12 protein-coding genes are annotated in these 17726 nt (G+C 71.8%); 10 read left to right on the forward strand and 2 right to left on the reverse strand.

What is annotated here, in order from left to right:
• Window positions 1-44: 44 nt before the first annotated feature.
• Complete coding sequence (locus tag ACQEV2_RS28155) at window positions 45-2843, reverse strand: lysylphosphatidylglycerol synthase domain-containing protein (protein ID WP_433047237.1); 2799 nt, start codon at window positions 2841-2843, stop codon at window positions 45-47.
• A gap of 186 nt (window positions 2844-3029) precedes the next feature.
• Between ACQEV2_RS28155 and ACQEV2_RS28160 the strand changes: the two genes are divergently transcribed.
• From ACQEV2_RS28160 to nudC, 5 genes are all read left to right on the forward strand, one after another.
• Window positions 3030-3437: an MGMT family protein gene (locus ACQEV2_RS28160; RefSeq protein WP_433047240.1), complete on the forward strand. Its 408-nt coding sequence runs from the start codon at window positions 3030-3032 to the stop codon at window positions 3435-3437.
• Between the two features lie 257 nt (window positions 3438-3694).
• Window positions 3695-7111: an ATP-dependent helicase gene (locus ACQEV2_RS28165; protein ID WP_433047243.1), complete on the forward strand. Its 3417-nt coding sequence runs from the start codon at window positions 3695-3697 to the stop codon at window positions 7109-7111.
• A gap of 208 nt (window positions 7112-7319) precedes the next feature.
• Entirely contained in the window at window positions 7320-10811 is a 3492-nt protein-coding gene (locus ACQEV2_RS28170; protein WP_433047246.1) for a UvrD-helicase domain-containing protein, read from the forward strand.
• Between the two features lie 10 nt (window positions 10812-10821).
• The gene (locus tag ACQEV2_RS28175) at window positions 10822-12225 is read left to right on the forward strand and encodes a dipeptidase (RefSeq protein WP_433047249.1); all 1404 of its coding nucleotides are present in this window, start codon (window positions 10822-10824) and stop codon (window positions 12223-12225) included.
• 156 nt (window positions 12226-12381) lie between these two features.
• Window positions 12382-13323, forward strand: coding sequence for an NAD(+) diphosphatase (nudC, locus tag ACQEV2_RS28180; protein WP_433047252.1), 942 nt, complete (start codon window positions 12382-12384; stop codon window positions 13321-13323).
• 69 nt (window positions 13324-13392) lie between these two features.
• Here the strand turns inward: nudC and ACQEV2_RS28185 are convergent, their stop codons facing one another.
• Window positions 13393-13635, reverse strand: coding sequence for a mycoredoxin (locus tag ACQEV2_RS28185; protein WP_433047255.1), 243 nt, complete (start codon window positions 13633-13635; stop codon window positions 13393-13395).
• A 185-nt stretch (window positions 13636-13820) separates the two neighbouring features.
• Between ACQEV2_RS28185 and ACQEV2_RS28190 the strand changes: the two genes are divergently transcribed.
• The 5 genes from ACQEV2_RS28190 (at window position 13821) to ACQEV2_RS28210 (ending at window position 17720) form a co-directional block, all read left to right on the forward strand.
• Entirely contained in the window at window positions 13821-16016 is a 2196-nt protein-coding gene (locus tag ACQEV2_RS28190; protein WP_433047258.1) for an ATP-dependent DNA helicase UvrD2, read from the forward strand.
• Between the two features lie 165 nt (window positions 16017-16181).
• Window positions 16182-16508, forward strand: coding sequence for a hypothetical protein (locus ACQEV2_RS28195; protein WP_398814798.1), 327 nt, complete (start codon window positions 16182-16184; stop codon window positions 16506-16508).
• A 177-nt stretch (window positions 16509-16685) separates the two neighbouring features.
• Window positions 16686-17054: a WhiB family transcriptional regulator gene (locus ACQEV2_RS28200; RefSeq protein ID WP_194041041.1), complete on the forward strand. Its 369-nt coding sequence runs from the start codon at window positions 16686-16688 to the stop codon at window positions 17052-17054.
• Entirely contained in the window at window positions 17051-17374 is a 324-nt protein-coding gene (locus ACQEV2_RS28205; protein WP_433047263.1) for a hypothetical protein, read from the forward strand. The genes ACQEV2_RS28200 and ACQEV2_RS28205 overlap by 4 nt, the downstream gene beginning before the upstream one ends.
• A 136-nt stretch (window positions 17375-17510) precedes the next feature.
• Complete coding sequence (locus tag ACQEV2_RS28210) at window positions 17511-17720, forward strand: hypothetical protein (RefSeq protein WP_433047266.1); 210 nt, start codon at window positions 17511-17513, stop codon at window positions 17718-17720.
• Window positions 17721-17726 lie beyond the last annotated feature (6 nt).

The following is a 17726-nucleotide window of genomic DNA, read 5'->3' on the forward strand; positions in this document are numbered from 1 at the left end:
CGCGCGCACGACGAGACCTCGCGGTCCTCCGTACGACGCTCCCGCTACAGCGCGCCCTTGCGGGTCAGGTGGTTGAAGGCGAGCCAGCCCGGCAGTACCGGCAGCCACAGCGTCAGCATCCGGAAGAGCAGCACCGAGGGCGCGGCTACCTCGCTGGGCAGGCCCACGGCGATCAGACCGACGGTCAGGGTCACGTCCACGGCGCCCACGCCGCCCGGTGTGGGGGCCGCCGAGCCGAGGGCATTGCCCGCGAGGAAGACGACGGCCACGCTGGCGAGGCTGATGGAGGTCCCCTGGCTGCCGAAGGCACGGATCGACGCGTCCAGGCACATCACGAAGCACGCGGTCAGCAGCAGCATGCCGCCGATGCCGGTGACCAGCTTCTGCGGCCGCTGCAGCACGTCCAGCATGCGCGGCACGACACCCGCGAACAGCGACCTCACGCGCGTGACGACGAATTTCCGCAGGAACGGCACCGACGTCACCACGAGCACCAGGACCGCCACCGTCAGCAGACCCGCGATGACCGTCCGGGACGGCGACAGCGACGGCGTCTTCTCGGTGCCGGTCAGATAGCCGAAGGCCAGCAGCATCAGGATGTGGCAGCCCAGCCCGAACAGCTGCGACGCGCCGACGCTCGCCACCGCGAGCCCCGGCCGTACTCCGGCGCGCTGCAGGAAGCGTGTGTTGAGGGCGACGCCACCGACCGCCGCCGGGGCGACGATCTTCACGAACGACCCGGCGACCTGCGCGGCCACCGTCCGCCGGAACGGCACCCGCTCGGGCACGAACCCGAGCAGCGCCATCGCGGCCGCGAGGTAGCTGGCAGCCGAGAACAGCACGGCCGCGGCCACCCAGCCCCACTGGGCGTTGGCGATCAGCGGGCCGAACTCGATGTGGGTGAGCTGGGTCAGCAGGAAGTACGCGGCGATGGCACCGGCGATGAAGCTGATCAGCGTGCGCGGCCGCACGCGTTCCAGCCGGGCCGGCTCAACCGGCGCCTGCGGCCTGATCCGCAGCACCTCGTGGCGGATCTGCGTGAGCAGGTCCTCCTCGCGCGCCTCCTCCAGGGCATCGTCGATGGCCCGCTTCTCGGCCCGGGCCTGTGCCCGTACGGTCTTCTTGTCCGGCTTGTCGAGTGCCGGACCGGCATCGTCGCCGGTCTCCTCGCTGCGGGCGTGTTTGGCCTGCCGGGATGCCTCGAGCACCGCCTCGCGCTCGCGTTGGGCACGCTCGCGGGCGAGTCTGCGCAGTGTCGCGCGCGTGGAGCGGCTCAGCGCGATGGGCTGCAGCATCGGCAGACAGTCGGCCACGGCGTCGGGGCCGAGCACGCTCACCGCCGAGGCCACCGCGCGCTCGGCGCCCACCCGGAGCCCGAGGGTCACCAGCAGCTGGGAGATGTCCATCCGCAGCAGCAGATTGTTCGCCGCGATCTCGCCGATGCGCAGATCGGTGATGATCACCTTGCCGGAACGATCCACCAGAATCGCGTCACCCACCAGCCTGCGGTGCGCGATGCGCCGGGACTGCAACGCCTTGACCTGGCGCCACGTGCCGTGCAGCAGATCGTCCGTGATCTCCTCGTCCGGCAGCGAGTCCAGGGTGCGTCCGCCGGTGTGCTCGTAGACGAGCATCACGGCGTCCGGGCCGAGCTCGGAGGTCGCGATCAGCTTGGGCGCGTTTGCGCCTGCCGCGATGGCCGCGTAGGCGAGCAGCGCCTCCTGCTCCAGGGCCTGGCGCAGCGACTGCAGACTGCTGCGGGTGGCGAAGCCGCGCAGCGTGAGATTGCGCCACGCGCGATAGAAGAAGCCCTGTGCCTGCTGCTCCCGGTCGACCACCGTCACGTCCAGCGGCGGGCCGTCCTCAAGGGTGACGAAGTAGCGCCGGCCGCGGTCGGTGGTGGTCTCCTGGGTGTCGGAGACCTCCTCGCGGGCCGCGCTCACCGGGCGGAAGCCGACGTGCCTCAGGCCCGCCATCAGGGTCCGTCCGGTGGGACGGACGTTGGGCGAGCCGACCGCGTACAGCGTGCCGTAGGCGACGGCCCAGCCGATCAGCAGCGTCAGGAGGATCGAGAACGGCGTGGTGTAGCCGGTGACCAGCATGGAGAAGGCGTAGAGGACCAGCACCGCCCACAGGACCGCACGCCAGCGTGGTCGGCGGGACATGCCCACGGCCGTCATGTACGCGATGACCGGCGCGAGATAGCCGTGCACCGGGTCGGTGAGGGAGCCGACGTCGCCGGGCGAGGGCTGGGTCAGCGCGTCCCGGATGGAGTCCGGGGCGGCCCGCGCGACCCAGAGGTCTGTGGCGAGTGTCACCCCGTGTGCGAGGACGGCCGCGAGGACGCCGTCGGCGATGCGCAGGCCGTCCCGCTTGATCAGCCGTTCGATCGCGAAGGCGACGGGCACCAGGAGGATCGCGATGCTGGACACCAGCCCGGCCATCTTGCTGAACACGTCGGGCGCCTGCCCGGTGCCCTTGTTGATGTCCTGCTCGAGACCCGAGGTGGTGCCGTGCGCGAACGCGGCGATCGCGAGCAGCAGCGCGATGCCCAGCACGCCCACCAGGAGCCGCATCAGATCGGACGGACGGTGCACGCGCGCGGGGAGCAGCGGTTCGTCGCCCTCGACCTCGTCGACGTGCGCCTCTTCGAGGTCGTACGCCGCCTTGCCCTCGACGGCCTTGCGGCCGGCGTCGCTCGTCTCGGCGCCCTTCTTGGCCTCGTCCTTCTTGCCGCCGTCGCTGTCGCCGTTGTCCTTCTTGCCGGCGTTCGTGGTGCCGGGGCGCGACGAAGCGTCAGAGGTGCTCTCCGCGTCCTCCGGGTGCACACCCTGTTGCTTCATCGTCTCTTCTTGATCTCGTATCACCAGTCACCGCCCGCACGATGGTGGCATGCCCCACCGACACACGGGGGCATCAGGGTGCAAATGCGGGGGCGCACAGTCTGCCCGAAGCGCCGCCAGGGGGCGAGGGATACGCACGGTGGCGAGCGCGTCACATTGTCGGTGGCGTGGGGCAGGATGGGCCGGATGAGCGAGGAGAGCCTTCCGGACGACGCCCGCCCGGAGTACGACGACGCCCGTCCGGAGTACGCGGATGCGCTGCCGGAGTACGCCGAGCGGGTCCTCGAGGTCGCCGAACTGATTCCTCGGGGTCGTGTCATGACGTACGGGGACGTCGCGGAGTGGCTGGAGGACGGTGGGCCCCGTCAGGTCGGCCGCGTGATGGCCCTCTACGGGGGAGCCGTTCCGTGGTGGAGGGTGGTCCGCGCGGACGGGGTCCTGCTGCCCGGTCACGAGCTGAGAGCGCTGGAGCACTACCGCGCGGAGGGCACGCCCCTGAAGGAGGCGAGCAGGGCCGCCGAGGGCCACCTGCCGCGCCTCGACATGAAGCGGGCGCGGTGGGACGGCGGTGAACGCGCACAGGGTCACACCTGACAGCTTCCGCCATCGGGCGGACCTCGGTGTGACCTGTGATCCGTATGGGGGAAACGGGGCACGTCCGTGGCATGACGTACGTTCGTGAGTTGAGGGACCTGCGTGGCAGGAGTGTCCCGAGGGATGAATCGGAAGCCCTGCTTCCGCACCATCCGTCGGCGTAGCGTCGGCTGCACGTGTCGCCCTCACCCCGCAGTCACCGCCCTCCACGCGCGAGGGACGACCCACCAGCACACCCACCAGGACCGGCGAACCACGTGAGCTCCTCTTCCTCCACCAGGCGCCTGTCGCACCCCCCGGTGCGACAGGGGGCCCGTGGCGCTTACCGGTTGGTGCGTACCCCTGTCGTGCAGGTGGCTCCCCCTCGTCTGGACGCCGCACAGCGCGTCGTGGTTGACCACAAGACCGGTCCGTTGCTCGTCCTCGCAGGTCCGGGCACCGGCAAGACCACCACGCTCGTCGAGTCGGTGGCGGCCCGCATCGCCCGCGGCGGGGACCCCGAGCGCATCCTGGTGCTCACGTTCAGCCGCAAGGCCGCCGTGGAGCTGCGCGACCGGATGGCGCTGCGCATAGGGGCGGCACGCGCGCCCCAGGCGACCACGTTCCACTCGTTCTGCTACGCCCTGGTCCGCGCGCACCAGGACAGCGACCTGTTCGTGGAGCCGCTGCGGCTGCTGTCCGGCCCCGAGCAGGACGTGACCGTACGGGAACTGCTCGCGGGCCAGCCGGACCTTGAGCGGCTCGGGCTCGCCCACATGCGCTGGCCGGACGAACTGCGCGCCTGCCTGACCACCCGCGGCTTCGCCGACGAGGTCCGCGCGGTCCTCGCCCGCAGCCGTGAGTTGGGCCTCGGGCCCAACGCGCTGGACGCCTTCGCGCGCCGCATCGGCCGCCCCGACTGGCGCGCCGCGGCCGCCTTCCTCGCCGAGTACCTCGACGTGCTCGACATGCAGGGCGTCCTCGACTACGCCGAACTGGTCCACCGCGCGGTGCTCCTCGCCCGCCGTCCCGAGGCCGCCGATCGGCTCGCCGCGCAGTACGACGCCGTGTATGTCGACGAGTACCAGGACACCGACCCCGCCCAGGTACGGCTGCTGCACGCCCTGGCGGGCGGTGGCCGCACCCTGGTCGCCTTCGGGGACCCCGACCAGTCGATCTACGCGTTCCGGGGCGCCGACGTGAACGGCATCCTGGAGTTCCCGCAGGCCTTCCCGCGCGCGGACGGCCGCCCCGCGCCCGTCGAGGTCCTGCGCACCTCCCGCCGCTCCGGCGCCGCCCTGCTGGCCGCGACCCGGCTGCTGACGCAGCGCATGCCGCTGACCCGGCTCCCGGCGGAGAAGGTACGCGCCCACCGAGAGCTCGCCCCTGCCCGAGAGGGCGGCCGCGTCGAGGTCTTCACGTACCCGACGCCCGGCACCGAGCTGGACAACATCGCCGACATCCTGCGCAGAGCACACCTGGAGGACGGCGTTCCCTGGGGCGAGATGGCCGTCCTGGTGCGTGCCGGGTCGCGCACGATCCCGACGGTGCGCCGGGCGCTCACGGCCGCCGGCGTGCCCCTCGACATCGACGGCGACGATCTGCCGCTCAGGCACGAGCCGGCGGTGGCGCCCCTGCTGACGGCACTGCGTGCGGTGGCCGCGGCGGAGGCGGCCGACGGCGGCGTACGGCGTGAGCGCGCCGGCGGCGTCGTACGCCCGCAGGAGGCCGACGTACGACCACAGGATGGCGACGCACGACCGCAGCAGGGCGACCCTGCCGACCACGACTCCACGGACGAGCCCGCCACCTGCTGGCTCGACACCGAAACCGCCCTCACCCTGCTCGCCTCCCCACTCGCCGGCATGGACGCAGCCGACCTGCGGCGTCTCGGACGTGCCCTGCGCGACGAGGAGCGGGCGGCGGGCAACCCCTTGCCGCCGCCCTCCGACGAGCTGCTCGCGCGGGCACTGGCCGAGCCGGAGCGGCTGGCGGTGCACGACCCCACGTACGCGCGTGGCGCCCAGCGCCTCGGCGCGCTGCTCCGCAAGGCCCGTGAGCGCCTCGCGGGCGGCGGTACGGCCGAGGAGGCGCTGTGGGACCTGTGGGAGGGCACCCCGTGGCCCGCGCGCCTGGAGCGGGCCACCCGCCGAGGCGGTGCCGCCGGACGCAACGCCGACCGCGACCTGGACGCCGTATGCGCCCTCTTCGCGACCGCGGCCCGCGCGGAGGAGCGCACCGGCGGCCGGGGCGCCCTGAACTTCCTCGAGGAGATCGAAGCCGAGGACATCGCCGCCGACACCCTCACGCGGCGTGCCGTACGCCCCGACGCCGTGCGCCTGATGACCGCGCACCGCTCCAAGGGCCTCGAGTGGCGCCTGGTCGTCGTCGCCGGCGTCCAGGAGGGCCTGTGGCCGGACCTGCGCCGCCGCGGCTCCCTCCTGGAGGCGGACCGCATCGGCCGCGACGGACTCGCCGAACCGCTCACCCCGGGGGCGCTGCTGGCGGAGGAACGCCGCCTGTTCTACGTCGCCGCCACGCGCGCGCGTGAACGCCTCGTCGTCACGGCCGTGAAGGCCCCGGCCGACGACGGCGATCAGCCCTCCCGTTTCCTGACCGAACTCGGCGTCGAACCGAAGGACGTCACGGGCCGACCGCGGCGCCCGCTGTCCGTCGCCGCACTCGTCGCCGAACTCCGGGCGACGACCGTCGACCCGCGCGCGTCGGACACGCTCAGGGAGGCCGCCGCCCGCCGGCTTGCCCGCCTCGCCGCGCTCGCCGACGAGGAGGGCCGCCCCCTGGTCCCGGCCGCACACCCTTACCGCTGGTGGGGCATGTTCGAGCCGACCGAGTCCAAGGTGCCGCTGCGCAACCGCGACCAGCCAGTCGTGCTCTCCGGAAGCGCCCTCGACCAGCTCGCCAACACCTGTGCCCTGCAGTGGTTCCTGGGCCGCGAGGTGAAGGCCGACGCGCCCGCGACCGCCGCCCAGGGCTTCGGCAACGTGGTGCACGTCCTCGCCGACGAGGTCGCCTCCGGACACACCCCGGCCGACCTCGCCGTCCTCATGGAGCGCCTCGACTCCGTGTGGAACGCGCTCGCTTTCGACGCGCCGTGGAAGTCCGCGCAGGAGAAGGACAACGCGCGCGTGGCGCTCGAACGCTTCCTGAAGTGGCACGTGATGGACCGCGCGGGGCGTACGCCGGTGGCGAGCGAGCACGACTTCGACGTGACCCTGGAGGCCGGCGACTTCGAGGTGCGCATTCGCGGCCAGATGGACCGCGTCGAGGCCGACGGCGAGGGCCGCGCCTACGTCGTCGACTTCAAGACGGGCAAGCAGGCACCCAGCGCGGCCGAGGTGGCGCGTCACCCACAGCTCGCCGTCTACCAGCTCGCCGTCCGCGAAGGCGCGGTCGACGAGGCCTTCGACGGCGTACGCCCCGAGCCGGGCGGCGCCGAACTCGTCCAGCTGCGCCAGGGCGCCGCCAAACGGGACGGCGGCGAGACACTGCCCAAGGTGCAGGGGCAGGAGCCCCTGGAAGGCGCCGAGGGGGAGTGGGTCGGCGACCTCCTCGCCACCGCGGCGGGCAAGGTCCTCGACGAGCGGTTCACACCCACCGCGGGGCAGCACTGCACTCACTGCGCGTTCCGGGCGTCGTGCAGCGCGCGGCCCGAGGGGCGGCATGTGGTCGAGTAAGCCGGACGACATGGGGGCGAATTGGTTCGCCCTAGGTCGGACGACATGGGGGCGAACCACGTCGGACGACAGGGGGTCGGGCCAGCCGGACAGCATGTGGTCGAGCAACTGGAGTGATGGATCGCACCACGTGTGCTGACCTGCGCTTCTTCCAGCCCGGTGGGCGATCCGGCATCCAATGTCAGTGCCCGCCGCTAGCCTCTCTGAGGTGTCCGCCCGCATCACCGATCCCGAGCAGCTCAAGGAGCTCCTCGGCATCCCGTTCACTCCGGAGCAGACGGCCTGCATCACCGCGCCGCCCGCCCCGCAGGTGATCGTGGCCGGAGCCGGTTCGGGCAAGACGACGGTGATGGCGGCACGCGTGGTGTGGCTGGTCGGCACCGGCCAGGTCGCTCCCGAGCAGGTCCTCGGCCTGACCTTCACCAACAAGGCCGCCGGTGAACTCGCCGAACGCGTCCGCAAGGCGCTGATCAAGGCCGGCGTCACCGACCCCGACGTCATCGACCCGGACAACCCCCCGGGCGAGCCGGTGATCTCGACGTACCACGCCTTCGCGGGCCGTCTGCTGACCGACCACGGCCTGCGCATCGGCCTCGAACCGACCTCCCGCCTGCTCGCCGACGCCACCCGCTACCAGCTCGCCGCGCGCGTGCTGCGCGAGGCGCCGGGCCCGTACCCGGCCCTCACCCGCTCGTTCGCCGACCTGGTCAGCGACCTCCTCGCCCTCGACGCCGAACTCGCCGAGCACCTGGTACGGCCCGAGGCCCTGCGCGCGTACGACGCCGAGCTGCTGCTCACCCTTCAGGGCGCCAAGCTCAGCAACGCCGATCTGCGCAAGGTCCCAGAGACGGCCGCGGCCCGCCGCGAACTCGCCGAGCTGGTCGTCCGCTACCGGGCCGCCAAGCGTGAGCGCGACCTCCTCGACTTCGGTGACCAGATCGCGCTCTCTGCGCAGCTGGCCGACATCCCCGAGGTGGGCCACATCCTGCGCGACGAGTTCCGCGTGGTCCTCCTGGACGAGTACCAGGACACGTCCGTCGCCCAACGCGTCCTCCTGGCGGGCCTGTTCGGCGGCGGCACGGGCCACCCCGTGACCGCCGTGGGCGATCCCTGTCAGGCCATCTACGGCTGGCGCGGCGCCTCCGTCGCCAACCTCGACGACTTCCCCGAGCACTTCGCCCACGCCGACGGCCGCCCCGCCGCCCGGCAGGCGCTCAGCGAGAACCGCCGCAGCGGCGGGCGCCTCCTCGACCTCGCCAACGGCCTCGCGGAGCCCCTGCGCGCCATGCACGCAGGCGTGGAGGCCCTCCGCCCGGCGCCCGGAGCCGAGCACGACGGCACGGTCCGCTGCGCGCTGCTGCCCACCCATGCCGAGGAGATGGACTGGATCGCCGACTCCATCGCCCACCTCGTGCACACAGGGAAGGCGCCCGGCGAGATCGCCGTCCTGTGCCGCACGACGACCGACTTCGCCGAGATCCAGGGCGCGCTCGTCGCCCGGGACATCCCGGTCGAGGTGGTCGGCCTGTCCGGGCTGCTCCACCTGCCCGAGATCGCCGACCTGGTCGCCGTCTGCGAGGTCCTCCAGGACCCGGGCGCCAACGCTTCCCTGGTCCGGCTCCTCACCGGCCCACGCTGGCGCATCGGCCCGCGCGACCTCGCCCTCCTGGGGCGCCGCGCGCGGCTGCTCGTGTCCCACGCGCGCGTGGACGGCGACGAAGACCCGGACCGCCGGCTCGCCGAGGCCGTCGAGGGGATCGATCCCGCCGAGGTGATCTCACTCGCGGACGCCCTCGACACGTTCCTGGAGACGCCGCTGGACGGTGACGGGGACGACGACGGGCTGCCCTTCTCGCCGGACGCGCGCGTGCGGTTCGCGCGCCTGGCCACCGAACTGCGCGACCTGCGCCGCTCCCTGTCCGACCCGCTGATGGACGTCCTGCACCGCGTCCTGGCCGTCACCGGCCTGGAGGTGGAGCTGTCGGCGTCCCCGCACGCGCTGGCCGCCCGCCGCCGCGAGACCCTGTCCAACTTCCTCGACATCGCCGCCTCGTTCGCGGCCGGCGACAACGAGGCGACCCTGCTCGCCTTCCTCGCCTTCCTGCGCACCGCCGCCCAGTACGAGAAGGGCCTCGACAACGCCCTCCCCGGCGGCGAGAACACCGTCAAGGTGCTCACCGCGCACAAGTCCAAGGGCCTGGAGTGGGACGTCGTGGCCGTCCCCGGCCTGGTCGCCGGCACGTTCCCCAGCACCAAGGGGCGCGAGAAGTGGACCGCCCAGGGCAAGGTGCTGCCGCACGAGCTGCGCGGCGACGCCGACACACTCCCCGACGTCGCCTCCTGGGACGCCCGAGGCCTGAAGGCCTTCCAGGAGGCCATGAAGGACCACCAGCACACCGAGGAGCTCCGCCTCGGCTACGTCACCTTCACCCGCCCCCGCTCCCTGCTCCTCGGCTCCGGCCACTGGTGGGGCCCCACCCAGAAGAAGCCCCGCGGCCCCTCCGACTTCCTGCTGGCCCTCTACGACCACTGCGCGGCCGGCTACGGCGAGATCGAGGCCTGGGCCGACGAACCTGCCGAGGACGAGGAGAACCCGTCCCTGCACCGGGCGAACGCCGACCAGGTGTGGCCCCTGCCCCTGGACGAGGCTGCCCTGGCCCGGCGCCGCGCGGCCGCCGAGACCGTCCTGGCCCACCTGGAGAGCCTCACCTCCCAGGGAGACGGCCACCCCACCGCGGCACACGACCCGGACACCTACGACGACCCGGACTGGCCTCCGCCACCGGACGACGACGAAGCGCTCTACGACGATTACGAGGAGGAGGATCCCTTCTCCGGAGGAGACCCGGCCGACTGGGACTCCTTGACCACGGACCGTCCCTCGATCCCGCACCAGGCGACGTCTCCGGACGCCGTCCCACCACCGGCACGCCCCCACGCCACGGAACCGGAAGCCCTCACCCCCGAGGAGGCCCGCACCATCGCCTCCTGGGACCGCGACCTCGACGCCCTCACCGGGGAGCTCCTGCGTTCCCGCGCGCGCGTCACGGACGTACCTCTGCCCGCCTCGCTGACGGCGTCCCAGCTGCTGCGTCTGGCTGCCGACCCGGACGGATTCGCGCAGGAGCTCGCGCGCCCCATGCCGCGCCCGCCGCAACCAGCCGCACGCCGGGGCACCCGGTTCCACGCCTGGGTCGAGGCCCGCTTCGAAGAGCTGACGCTGCCCATGCTGGAGCCGGAGGAGCTGCCCGGGAGCGAGGCCGAGATCGCCGACGAGCGCGACCTGGAAGCCCTCAAGGACGCCTTCGAGCGCTCCGAGTACGCGCACCGCACGCCGTACCAGGTCGAGGCCCCGTTCCAGCTCGCGATCGCCGGCCGCGTCGTACGGGGCCGTATCGACGCTGTCTACAAGCACGGCGAAGGTGAGGGGGCCACGTACGAGATCGTCGACTGGAAGACCAACCGCACCCGCACCGCCGACCCGCTCCAGCTGGCCCTGTACCGGCTTGCCTGGGCCGAACAGCAGGGCGTCCCCCTGGAGTCGGTCGACGCCGCGTTCCTATACGTCCGCAGTGGTGAGGTCGTTCGCCCGGACGACTTGCCGGACCGGGCCGCACTGGAGCGGCTGCTGACCGGGGAGCCGGTCGCGGAGGCGGACTGTGAGGAACCGCCCACCGAGGATGTCGGTGCGGGCCGATAGGCTCGTGACCATGAGCCAGACCCCGGACAGCGCCGTCCGCACGTACATCGAGCAGCACCGCGCCGCCTTCCTCGACGACCTCGCCGAGTGGCTGCGCATCCCGTCCGTGTCGGCCCAGCCCGACCACGCGCCCGACGTACGCCGCAGCGCCGACTGGCTCGCCGCCAAGCTCAAGGAGACCGGCTTCCCGACTGCCGAGGTCTGGCAGACACCGGGCGCGCCCGCTGTCTTCGCCGAGTGGCCCTCAGGGGACCCGGAGGCGCCCACAGTCCTTGTATACGGCCACCATGACGTCCAGCCCGCCGCCCGCGAGGACGGCTGGGACAGCGAGCCCTTCGAGCCCGCCGTTCGCGAAGGGCGCCTGTACGCACGCGGGGCGGCCGACGACAAGGGGCAGGTGTTCTTCCACACACTCGGCGTCCGTGCGCACCTCGCCACCACCGGCCGCACCACCCCGGCCGTCAACCTGAAGCTGCTGATCGAGGGCGAGGAGGAGTCCGGCTCTCCGCACTTCCGCGCCCTCGTCGAGGAGCACGCCGGGCGGCTTGCGGCAGACGCCGTGATCGTGTCCGACACCGGCATGTGGTCCGAGGACACCCCCACCGTGTGCACCGGCATGCGCGGCCTCGCCGAGTGCGAGATCCGGCTGTACGGCCCCGACCAGGACATCCACTCCGGCTCCTTCGGCGGCGCCGTCCCCAACCCGGCGACCACTGCCGCCCGCCTCGTCGCCGCCCTGCACGACGAGCACGCGCGCGTGGCGATCCCCGGCTTCTACGACGGCATCGTCGAACTGACCGACCGCGAGCGCGAGCTCTTCGCCGAGCTGCCCTTCGACGAGCAGCAGTGGCTGCGCACCGCCAAGTCGTACGCCACCCACGGCGAGGCCGGGCACACCACCCTGGAGCGGATCTGGGCCCGCCCCACCGCTGAGGTCAACGGCATCGGCGGCGGCTACCAGGGCCCCGGTAGCAAGACGATCATCCCGTCCTCGGCCATGGTGAAGCTGTCCTTCCGGCTGGTCGCGGGACAGGACCTCGACCACATCGAGAAGGTGGTCCGCGTTTGGGCCGGCGAGCAGATTCCCGCCGGTATCCGCTCGGAGATCACGTTCTCGGCGGGTACGCGCCCGTGCCTGACGCCGCTGGACCACCCGGCCCTGCAGTCCGTCGTACGGGCCATGGGCCGCGCCTTCGAGAAGCCCGTCCGCTTCACACGCGAAGGCGGCTCGGGCCCCGCCGCCGACCTCCAGGACGTCCTCGGCGCACCCGTGCTCTTCCTGGGCATCTCCGTCCCCTCCGACGGCTGGCACGCCCCGAACGAGAAGGTCGAGCTGGACCTGCTCCTCAAAGGTGTCGAAACCACCGCATACCTGTGGGGCGACCTCGCCGCGAACTGGCGCCATGCGCCCTGAGCCACCGGGGCCGTCCAGAGCGGCGTCGCGCGCGGGGCACACTGAAGAGGCCGCCCCGAACCGCCGAGCCCTGCCGCCCCCGGTCGCCTCCCGTCCCACGTCCCGCCGATCCGCCCGCCGAAGCACACCGTTCCACTGGGGGAGTTGGAAGCACCCGTGACCACCTGGACCGACCACACCGCCGACCGCCCCATTTCGCTCACCGCCCCGAGCGGCATCGACCGCGCCGCTCACCACCGGCTCGACGAGGCCTGGCTCGCGGCGGCGTGGAGCCACCCCACGACCCGCTGCTTCGTGGTCTCCGGCGGCCAGGTCCTTATCGACGAGACGGCGGACGGGCGCACCGAACTCGTCATGACCCCCTCCTTCGAGGCCCCCCTCACCGAGGCGCACCGTTACTTCCTCGGCATCGACGAGGACGGCGTCAGCTACTTCGCCCTCCAGAAGGACGCCCTCCCCGGCCGCATCGACCAGTCCGCGCGCCCGGCCGGCCTGCGCGAGGCGGGCCTGCTGCTGTCGCCGCGTGACGCGGGCCTGATGGTGCACGCCGTCGGCCTGGAGAACTGGCAGCGCACCCACCGCTTCTGCTCCCGCTGCGGCGAGCGCACCGTGATCGCCGCGGCCGGCCACATCCGCCGCTGCCCCGCCTGTGGTGCCGAGCACTACCCGCGCACCGACCCTGCCGTGATCATGGCCGTCACCGACGAGGACGACCGTATCCTCCTCGGCCGCCAGGTCCACTGGCCCGAGGGCCGCTTCTCGACGCTCGCAGGCTTCGTCGAGCCCGGCGAGTCCATCGAGCAGGCGGTGCGCCGCGAGGTCTTCGAGGAGGCCGGTGTCACCGTCGGCCAGGTCGAGTACGTCGCCAGCCAGCCCTGGCCCTTCCCGTCCAGCCTCATGCTGGGCTTCATGGCCCGCGCCACCTCCACCGAGGTCGACGTCGACGGCGACGAGATCCACGAGGCCCGCTGGTTCTCCCGTGAGGAACTGTGCGCCGCCTTCGACTCGGGCGAGGTCATGCCGCCGTACGGCATCTCGATCGCGGCCCGCCTGATCGAGCTCTGGTACGGCAAGCCGCTGCCGACCCGCAGCGTCTGAGCGCCCACAGCAAAAGGGTGGCCGCCCCGGAAACGGGACGGCCACCCTCTGTCTGCGTCTGCGCGTCGATCACACGCCGATCTTCTGCTTCACCTGAGCCAGCGACGGGTTCGTCAGCGTCGAACCATCCGCGAAGAGCACGGTCGGGACCGTCTGATTTCCGCCATTCGCCTTCTCGACGAACGCGGCGGACTCGGGGTCCTGCTCGATGTTGATCTCGGTGTACGCGATGCCCTCGCGGTCCAGCTGCTTCTTCAGCCGCTGGCAGTAACCGCACCACGTCGTGCTGTACATCGTCACAGTGCCCTGCATGTCTCGCGCGCTCCTTAGGTGGCTCCGGGGAACAGATCGTCCAGAGAGGGAACGCACGCGACGGGGACGCCATTCCCACCCGGGGTATGCCCGGCAGCGTGACACCTGCCGCATTAGTACGACTATCAGTGCCTGCCTGTGGACAACCGGCACAGGCGCCTCCGACGACCTGGCAGCATGGCCGTGTGACAGCAGCAACGCACTCCACCCTCTTCCCGCAGGCACCGGACTCTGCCGACGCGGTGCTCGAAGGGCTCGACCCCGAGCAGCGCGAGGTGGCCACCGCCCTGCACGGACCGGTGTGCGTGCTCGCCGGCGCCGGCACGGGCAAGACCCGGGCGATCACCCACCGCATCGCCTACGGGGTGCGCTCCGGCATCCTCCAGCCCTCCAGCGTGCTCGCCGTCACCTTCACCAACCGCGCCGCCGGAGAGATGCGAGGCCGGCTGCGCCAGCTCGGCGCGGCGGGAGTCCAGGCCCGTACGTTCCACTCGGCCGCCCTTCGTCAGCTCCAGTACTTCTGGCCGAAAGCGATCGGCGGCTCCATGCCCCGGCTCGTCGACCGCAAGATCCAGCTCGTCGCCGACGCGGCCGCCGCCTGCCGCATCCGCCTCGACCGGAACGAGCTGCGGGACGTCACGGCCGAGATCGAGTGGTCCAAGGTCACCCAGACCGTCCCCGCCGACTACGCGCCCGCTGCCGCCAAGGCCGGCCGCGAGGCCCCCCGCGACCCGGCTGAGATCGCCCAGATCTACAACGTCTACGAGGACCTCAAGCGGGACCGCTCCGTCATCGACTTCGAGGACGTCCTGCTGCTCACCGTCGGCATCCTCCAGGACCGGCACGACATCGCCGACCAGGTCCGCTCCCAGTACCAGCACTTCGTGGTCGACGAGTACCAGGACGTCAGCCCGCTCCAGCAGCGCCTGCTGGAACTGTGGCTCGGCGACCGCGACAACCTGTGCGTGGTCGGCGACGCCAGCCAGACGATCTATTCGTTCACAGGAGCAACTCCCGACCATCTGCTCGACTTCCGCACCCGCCACCCCGGTGCCACCGTCGTCAAGCTGGTCCGCGACTACCGCTCCACCCCCCAGGTGGTTCACCTCGCCAACGGCCTGCTCGCCCAGGCCAGGGGCCGCGCCGCCGACCACCGCCTGGAACTGATCTCCCAGCGCGACCCCGGCCCCGAGCCCGTCTACACCGAGTACACGGACGAGCCCGCCGAGGCCGAGGGCGCCGCCCGGCGCATCCGGGACCTCATGGACGCGGGCGTCCCGGCCAGCGAGATCGCCATCCTGTTCCGCACCAACTCCCAGTCCGAGACCTACGAGCAGGCACTCGCCGACGCGGGCGTCCCCTACCAGTTGCGGGGCGCCGAGCGGTTCTTCGACCGCCCCGAGGTGCGCAAGGCGGGCATCGCCCTGCGCGGCGCGGCCCGCTTCGGCGGCAATGACTCGCTCCTCGACGACGCCGTCGACCTGCCCTCGCAGGTGCGTGCCGTGCTGTCGGGAGAGGGCTGGACGACCGAACCCCCGGCCGGGTCCGGCGCCGCCAGAGAGCGCTGGGAGTCGCTGGCCGCACTGGTGAACCTGGCCCAGGACTTCGCCGCCGCCAAACCCGGCGCCACCCTCGCCGACCTCGTCGCCGAACTCGACGAGCGGGCGAACGCTCAGCACGCCCCCACCGTCCAGGGCGTCACCCTCGCCTCCCTGCACTCGGCCAAGGGCCTTGAGTGGGATGTCGTGTTCCTGGTCGGTGTCGCCGAGGGCATGATGCCGATCACCTACGCAAAGACCGACGAGCAGATCGAGGAGGAACGCCGCCTCCTCTACGTCGGCGTCACCCGGGCCCGGCAGCACCTCCATGTCTCCTGGGCGCTCACCCGCGCGCCCGGCGGCCGGCCGGGCCGCCGCCCGAGCCGCTTCCTCGACGGCCTGCGCCCCGGCTCGACCGCCACCGTCGGACGCATTGCCGCCGCAGAGTCCGGCGGGGTCGAGCGCGGCTTCACGAGCAGACCGGATGCCGCTCCGAGAAGGACCCAGCGCACCCCGGCCCGCTGCCGCGTCTGCGGGCGCACCCTCACCGACGCCGGTGAGATGAAGCTGATGCGCTGCGAGGACTGCCCCTCCGACATGGACGAGGGCCTCTACGAACGCCTCCGCGAGTGGCGCGCGGTCCAGGCGCGGCTCAGCGGGCAGCCGGACTTCTGCATCTTCACGGACAGGACCCTCATGGCCATCGCCGAAACGGAGCCGAGCAATCCGGTCGAACTGTCCCGCATCCCGGGAGTCCTCAAGCGCAAGCTCGACCGCTACGGAGCCGATGTGCTGGCCATTTGCGCAGGCCAGGAGGTTGGGGAGGGCGCCGCCGGGGAATGACACGAACTCGTCGAAAAAATAGTTTGCGCATGCCCCAGCAATCCCCATAGGTTCTTAGCCACGGGAACGGAGGCCTTCTCGGAGGCCCCAATTCCGTGTTCTACTTGCATACCCGTCGGACTGGCTCACCCCAGTCCCCCGAGACGCCGAGAGGAGGCGAGTCCAGTGATCAGCATCAACACCAGCTCCATCAGCACCGTCAAAATGACCGATCGCTCGGTCGTCGCCTCCCTGTGCATGCTCGGCGCCTCGAACCAGGGCACCGGTCTGTCCGGCATTCGTGCCGCGCGTCCGGCGTCCTCCGTTGCTCCCGCGGGCCTTCCCGTCCGTGAGCGCAATGAGCGACCGACCAAGGCACTGGAAGCGGCAGTAGCGGCACAGGCGCAGGCCTATGCCTTTACGGCGACCGGTGCCGGATTCCGGAAGCAGACGACGCAGCACCACCTGATGTGGGCCTTCCGTGGGCCAGAACCCTGGAGTGATCCAGCCTGATCGCCGATCAGGCCGGCGCCTTCAGGGCCGCGGAACCCCATCCGGGATCCGCGGCCCTTCTGTTTGTCCCCGAACGGGGATGACGGAGCCGAAGGGGCCTCGGGACAAGAAAAGAACCCGGTACCAGCCGCCACCCGGTCCCACAGGACCGGAACGAACAGACGAGGAAGACGAACCGTGCAACTCGAAGCGCACGCCCCGTCCGTACCGCCTTCAGACGCGATCCCCAAGCCCGGCCCCACGGAGGACTCCACCTTGACCCCGCTCACCGCGCTCACCGCGCTCGACGACGCCATCGAGAACCTCGGCGTACCCGTCCCCTGCCGTTCCTACGACCCGGAGGTCTTCTTCGCCGAGTCGCCGGCGGACGTCGAGTACGCCAAGTCCCTCTGCCGCACCTGCCCGCTGATCGAGGCCTGCCTCGCCGGCGCCAAGGAGCGGCGTGAGCCCTGGGGCGTCTGGGGTGGCGAGCTGTTCGTCCAGGGTGTCGTCGTCGCCCGGAAGCGGCCGCGTGGCCGCCCGCGCAAGAACCCGGTCACGGCATGAACATCACAGGAACGATCGACCGCCCCCTCACGCACGACCCCCAGAAGCAGGCCCCGATGAAGCCGTCCACCCACGAACTCACAGGCTCCGCGCCTGAAGACTTCACCACGAGTGGCGCGAACGACTCGCGTCAGAACAGGAACCGAGAGATGCAACTCATCCAAGAAGCCCTGGCACGTGCGCATATGCACGAGCGACAGCATGAGGCCGAGCGGGAACGCCGGGCCGTGCAGCTGGTGACCGCTCGCCGCATGCAGCGCCGGGCCGAGCGCGCCTCGATGCGCGCCCGCCGTGCGCTCGCCAGGGCGGTCATGCAGTAACCCACCACACCGCCAGACGGTGGCCTGCCCACCGGGTAGGCGATGGCTCCCCGCGGGGGCCGGTCCGTGCGAACGGACCGGCCCCCGCGGTGCGTTGTGCCCGCCGATCGATCAGTGGCGGCGATATCGTCGCCGAGTGACGAGTCTTCCCGGAGACAGCGACAACGGCGGCTCCGCCAAGGAGCCGCGACCCCTCGTGTGCGCCCGCTGCGGCACCCAGGCTCAGGCACCGCAGCCCACCTGGACCTGCTCCGTGGAGAACGGCATCCGCCACTACTTCTGCGACGCCTGTTCCCGGGAAAACCTCAGAGCGATCGAGGGGCGCCTGGACTCGGCCTGGTGGTAGCCCTGC

Origin of the sequence: Streptomyces sp. CA-251387, from assembly GCF_050936625.1 — a bacterium.
Classification (GTDB): Bacteria; Actinomycetota; Actinomycetes; order Streptomycetales; family Streptomycetaceae; genus Streptomyces.

What these genes read in the sequence shown, in the direction of transcription:
- ACQEV2_RS28160 (WP_433047240.1), top strand. Translation starts at nt 3,030, where the DNA reads ATGAGCGAGGAGAGCCTTCCGGACGACGCCCGCCCGGAGTACGACGAC.
- ACQEV2_RS28175 (WP_433047249.1), top strand. Translation starts at nt 10,822, where the DNA reads ATGAGCCAGACCCCGGACAGCGCCGTCCGCACGTACATCGAGCAGCAC.
- ACQEV2_RS28155 (WP_433047237.1), bottom strand. Translation starts at nt 2,843, where the DNA reads ATGAAGCAACAGGGTGTGCACCCGGAGGACGCGGAGAGCACCTCTGAC.
- ACQEV2_RS28205 (WP_433047263.1), top strand. Translation starts at nt 17,051, where the DNA reads ATGAACATCACAGGAACGATCGACCGCCCCCTCACGCACGACCCCCAG.
- ACQEV2_RS28185 (WP_433047255.1), bottom strand. Translation starts at nt 13,635, where the DNA reads ATGCAGGGCACTGTGACGATGTACAGCACGACGTGGTGCGGTTACTGC.